Annotated in this window: 5 protein-coding genes and 1 pseudogene; 2 read left to right on the forward strand and 4 right to left on the reverse strand. The window is 69.2% G+C overall.

All coding sequences use genetic code 11. The features are described 5' to 3' along the window. Both ACNA7R_RS19200 and ACNA7R_RS19205 read left to right on the forward strand, forming a co-directional pair. The coding region (locus tag ACNA7R_RS19200) for a phosphoglucosamine mutase (RefSeq protein ID WP_416285121.1) at window positions 1–1141 on the forward strand (1141 nt) is incomplete at its 5' end. A 28-nt stretch (window positions 1142–1169) separates the two neighbouring features. Then, a pseudogene (locus tag ACNA7R_RS19205) lies at window positions 1170–1676 on the forward strand (hypothetical protein); the annotation flags it as partial. A 2-nt stretch (window positions 1677–1678) separates the two neighbouring features. Here the strand turns inward: ACNA7R_RS19205 and ACNA7R_RS19210 are convergent. The 4 genes from ACNA7R_RS19210 to ACNA7R_RS19225 form a co-directional block, all read right to left on the reverse strand. Next, window positions 1679–2188: an HPP family protein gene (locus ACNA7R_RS19210; protein ID WP_416285122.1), complete on the reverse strand. Its 510-nt coding sequence runs from the start codon at window positions 2186–2188 to the stop codon at window positions 1679–1681. Window positions 2189–2237: 49 nt separating this feature from the next. After that, window positions 2238–2636: a universal stress protein gene (locus tag ACNA7R_RS19215; protein WP_416285123.1), complete on the reverse strand. Its 399-nt coding sequence runs from the start codon at window positions 2634–2636 to the stop codon at window positions 2238–2240. A gap of 55 nt (window positions 2637–2691) precedes the next feature. After that, the gene (locus ACNA7R_RS19220) at window positions 2692–3951 is read right to left on the reverse strand and encodes a sensor histidine kinase (protein WP_416285125.1); all 1260 of its coding nucleotides are present in this window, start codon (window positions 3949–3951) and stop codon (window positions 2692–2694) included. 145 nt (window positions 3952–4096) lie between these two features. Beyond that, on the reverse strand, window positions 4097–4922 hold an 826-nt coding region (locus ACNA7R_RS19225; protein WP_416285126.1), incomplete at its 5' end, for a Na+/H+ antiporter subunit E.

The following is a 4922-nucleotide window of genomic DNA, read 5'->3' on the forward strand; positions in this document are numbered from 1 at the left end:
GGGCGCACAGGCCTACGCCGAGCGCGAGGAGGTACCCGTCATGGTCATCACGGCCTCGCACAACCCGCCACAGTACAACGGCGTCAAGCTCGTCGACCGCGACGGCGTCGAACTCGCCGTCTCCGACCTCGAGAAGATCGAGGAGACGCTGCTCGCGGAGGCCTTTACGGTCGCCCCCTGGGACGAGACTGGACGCGTCCGACACGTCGAAGGTGCCAGACGCGAGTACGTCGACGAGCTGCTCGAGGCCGTCGACCGCGAGCGGATCGCCGACGCCGACCTGACGATCGCGCTCGATCCGGGCCACGGTGCCGGCTCGCTGACCAGTCCCGAATTCTTCCGGCGACTGGGCTGTCGGGTCGTCACCGTCAACGGCCAGCCCGACGGCCACTTCCCCGGCCGCGATCCGGAACCGGTACGCTCGAACCTCGGCGATCTGGGTCGGCTCGTCCGGTCGACCGACGCCGATATCGGGATCGCCCACGACGGCGATGCGGATCGAGCGATATTCTTCGACGAGGACGGCGAGTACGTCGAGGGCGACGCCACGCTGGCTGCCCTCGCGGCGGCCGAACTCGACCCCGAGGACACCACCGTTTCGGCGGTCAACGTCTCCCAGCGCCTGGTCGACGTCGTCAACGAGATCGGCGCCGAACTCGAGCTGACGCCGATCGGGTCGACCAACATCATCACCCGGATCCGGGAGCTCGAGGCCAAGAACAAACAGGTCCCCGTCGCGGGCGAGGGCAACGGCGGGATCTTCTTCCCGAACTACCGACTCACCCGCGATGGCGCCTACACCGCCGCGCGGTTCCTCGAACTCGCCGCCGAGCGGCCCGTCAGCGAGATCGTCGCCCCCTACAGCGGTTACGCCAACGTTCGACGCAACATCGAGTACGAGTCGACGGCCGAACGCGACGCGATGTTAGACGCCGCGGCCAACCACGCCCAGAAGGCCGACGCCGAACTCAACACCCGCGACGGCTACCGCCTCGACCACGGCGACGCGTGGGTGCTGGCTCGGCCGTCCGGCACCGAACCGCTCGTCCGGATCTACGCCGAGGCCCGCGACGACGACCGGGCGAACGGGCTCGCCGACGAGATGTACGAGACGCTCTCCGCGGCGAAAAACGACGCCTGAGGCGGAGCGGCTGCCGGCAGCAGGCCTTTCCCTCGAGGGGGTGACCTTCGGCACCTTCGAACTGATCGCGGTCATTCTCCACTACAACGATCCCTGGCAGCTCCAGGAAGTCCGCAAGATCCGCGAACACCACCGGTTCGAGCTCTCGACGGCCGCCGACAACCAGCTCGAGCGCCTCGAGGACCTCCTCGGAGACATCCACGTCGCCCGACAGTACTTCAAGACGGTCTACATGCAACAGGAGCTGGCGGATCTCTCGAAGATCCTGCTGTACGTCGGCTTTCCGACGCTTTTGGGCGGCGCCTTCGTGATCCTCGCGTACGACAACCTGCTGGCGCTGGCGCTGCACCCGTGGCTCTACGTGGTCGTCGTCGCCGCGACGATCACGGCGCTGTTCAGTCCCTTCGCCGTGTTGCTGGCGTACGTGCTCCGGATCGCGACGATCGCACGGCGAACGGCCGCCGACTTCGGCCCGTTCGTGCTCCAGCAACAGCTTCCCCGCGAGGACGTCGAGACGACCGACGCCGGCGACTGAGTTCAGTGCCGAAGCTCCTCGCCGTACCGGGCGCCGACGCGCTCGGTCGCCAGCAGGAGTCGGTGGGCGACGACGAGCAAGACGACCGCCAGTACCATCAGCGTCCCCTCCCACAGCGTCGAGAGCAATCCCAGGGAAACGATCAGCGTCGTCGCGCAGGCCGGCGGGTGGCGGGTGTCGGTCGCGAGCATGCCGCCGACGGTCAGCATCGTCGCGAGGACGGCGCTGGCGGCGAGCTGGAGCCCCTCGAGCGAGCCCGGCGCCGTCGCCGAAGTCATGCTGACGCCGCCCGCCAGCAGGTGGTAGGCGATCAGTCCGGCGACGACGCCGATCGCGTGGCCGCCGATCACCCGCCGCGGCGAGGTCGCGTCGCTGTCCTGAAACAGCGCCAGCACGAACGCGGAGGGGCCGAGGCTCGGAAACACCATCGGCAGCCCCGAGAGCCAGGCGACGCCCGCCGTCGTCAGGATGAGGAGACCCGTGTGAAGCGTCGTCCCCGTCCGATCGTCCATACCCCTCGTTCGACGGCTCGAGGTGAAAACGTCGGTGTTTCGGGGTAGCTCACGAGTCGTTCGGGACGATCGTGACCGGAACCGGCGACTGGCGGGCGACCTGCTCGGCGACGCTACCCAGCAGCATCCGCGAGACGCCCGAGCGACCCTCGCTTCCCATCACGATCCCGTCGACGTCGGCCTCCGCGACGTGCTCGAGGATCGCCTCGGCGGCCTGGCCCTCGAGCACGCGGGTCTCGAGTCGACGCCCGCGTTCCTCGGCCATTCGCCTGGCGTCCTCGAAGACCTCGCTGTCGGCCGCCGACGGCTCGCCGGCGTACCCCGCCTCGAGGTCGTCGACCGCGTGGACGACCGTGATCTCGTCGTCGGGGAACCGCTCGATGGCGTACTCGAGTGCGCCGCGTGCGGGATCGGAGTCGTCCATCGGGACAACGACCTGTCCGGCCATACCGTACGTACGGCGGGCGGCCCCTTCAGTTCCCGGGACCGACCGCGAAACGGGGCTACCGGTCGAGCGCCGCGCCGTCGACCTCCCGAGCGGTCGATACCGGATCCGCGGCGGGAAGCGTCACGGAGAACGTCGATCCCTCGCCGGGGTCGGAGTCGACGCGGATCTCCCCGCCGTGTCGCTCGACGATCCGCTCACAGACCGCCAGCCCGATCCCCGACCCCGTCCGCTCGTCGTCCGTGTCGATCCGCTGGAAGAGGTCGAAGATCCGGCCCTGGTCCGCGGGATCGATCCCGACGCCGTCGTCGCTGACCGAGACCGTCCATGACTCCCGGCCGCCTTCTGTCGCGTCCGTCGCGGCCCGTTCCGCGGCGATCCGGATCCGCGGCGGCTCGTCGCCGCTGTACTCGATCGCGTTCGACAGCAGGTTCTGGAACACCTGTCGCAGCTGGCTCTCGTCGCCCTGTACCCGGGGCAGCGGCTCGCTGGCGACGTCCGCATCGGTCTCCTCGAGCCGGAGCTGCAGGTCGGTGCGAACGTCCTCGAGCACGCGATCCAGCTCGACCGGCTCGAGCTGACTCCCCTGCGTCTGGACCCGCGAGTACGCGAGCAGGCCGTCGATCATCCGGCTCATTCGGTCCGCACCGTCGGTGGCGTAGGCGATGAACTCCTCGCCGTCCTCGTCGAGGTCGTCGGCGTACCGATCCTCGATCAGCCGCAGGTAGCTCGTGACCATTCGCAGGGGTTCCTGGAGGTCGTGCGAGACCGCGTAGGCGAACTCCTCGAGGCGCTCGTTCGAGGCCTCCAGCTCCGAGACCGCCTCCTCGAGGCGCCGTTCCGCGCGTTTCAGCCGTTCGTTCTGTCGCTCGAGTTCGTACTTCTGCCGGAGCTCCGCGTTCTGTTCCTCGAGGCGCTTCGCCTGCGTCCTGGTACGGGCGTCCTGGACGCCGACCAGCAGTCCGGTGAGGGAGCTGATCGACAGCAGGATGAGCTGGGCTCCGCTCGTCAGATCGAGGTCGACGCCGGGGTGGAGTTCGCGGAGACCGACGACGACGGCCATGACGACGACCCCGCCGACGACCCACGCGACGATCCGCGAGTAGAGTCCGGGCGAAATCGTCGTCCTCGGTAGCCGGAAGCCGGTGTACACCATCGCGGCTCCCGGGAGCCCGATCAGGACGGCATCGATGAACACCTCGAGCAGTGCCACTTCCGGGTTGTGGCCGTGGCTGGACAGCGAGTACAGAATCGAGCCCCCCGCACCGGCGAGCAGGGCGACGCCGAGCGCCGCGAGAAGCCGGTTCCAGTGATTCATCGTCGTTCGGTAGTGGGTGCCGGAGTATTAACTGAGTGGTGGGACCTTGTTAAAGAGGGCGGGACTGTCAGTCGCTCCGGACGGTGGCCGCCGCCGCCGTCGAAGATGGGGGTCGGAGCGACCACACATCGTCCGGCGGACCGTCTCAGACCGGATCGTCGACATCGAGCGCGGCCTCGAGGCGCTCCCGCTCGGTTCGCAAGGATTCGAGTTCGGCCTCGACGCGGCCCTCACGAAGTCGCTCGCGCTCGTCGGCGGTGAGCTGTTCGACGGCCTGGGCCGCCGTCTGGAGGCGGTCGTACTCGTCGTCGCGGGCGAGCGCCCGCACCTCCCGAAGCGCGACGACGGTCTCCTCGTCGGCGACGCGGTCGACGAACGGTCGGAACTCGCGGGTTCGGCGCTCGAGGAGGCCCGCGGGACCGGGGGGCCAACCGACGGTCAGCGGTTCGCCGTCGATCCCCTCGAGGTAAGTCCGCTGGGTCGCGACCGTCCGCTTGAGTTCGTCGGCGTCTTCGACGTAGTGGGAGAGCTTCGAGCGGGAGTAGTCGGCGTACTCGAGCAGTTCGGGGATCGTGTACTCCCCGGCGGGTCGCTCGAGGACGAACCGCTCGAGATCGTCGGGCGGCAGCTCGAACGCGATGAAGGGGTACCACCGGCTGCGCTCGAGCAGCGCGAAGACCTCGCGGGCGGAGGCCTCGAGCCGATACTCCCGGAACGCCTCCCGGATCAGCTCGTCGTAGCGCTCGATCGGCTCCCGGAGGCGCTCGACGGGCGCGCCCAGGTCGGCGTTGGCCAGCTCGAGCAGGCGCTCGCGCAGCGGCAGGGACGTATCGAGCGCATGGATCGTCAGCTCGTCGTCGCCGAGCACCGCCGCGACCGTGCCCGGGAGCAGGCTCACGGCCCACGCGAACGCGACCCGTGCGCTCTCGCTGCGCAGCCGCAGCGGCACGCGCACGACGCCCGGGTCGATC

Origin of the sequence: Natronococcus sp., from assembly GCF_047921035.1 — an archaeon.
Classification (GTDB): Archaea; Halobacteriota; Halobacteria; order Halobacteriales; family Natrialbaceae; genus Natronococcus.

Excerpts from the sequence above, each read along its gene's own strand:
- ACNA7R_RS19210 (WP_416285122.1), bottom strand. The coding sequence starts at position 2,188 with ATGGACGATCGGACGGGGACGACGCTTCACACGGGTCTCCTCATCCTG.
- ACNA7R_RS19215 (WP_416285123.1), bottom strand. The coding sequence starts at position 2,636 with ATGGCCGGACAGGTCGTTGTCCCGATGGACGACTCCGATCCCGCACGC.
- ACNA7R_RS19220 (WP_416285125.1), bottom strand. The coding sequence starts at position 3,951 with ATGAATCACTGGAACCGGCTTCTCGCGGCGCTCGGCGTCGCCCTGCTC.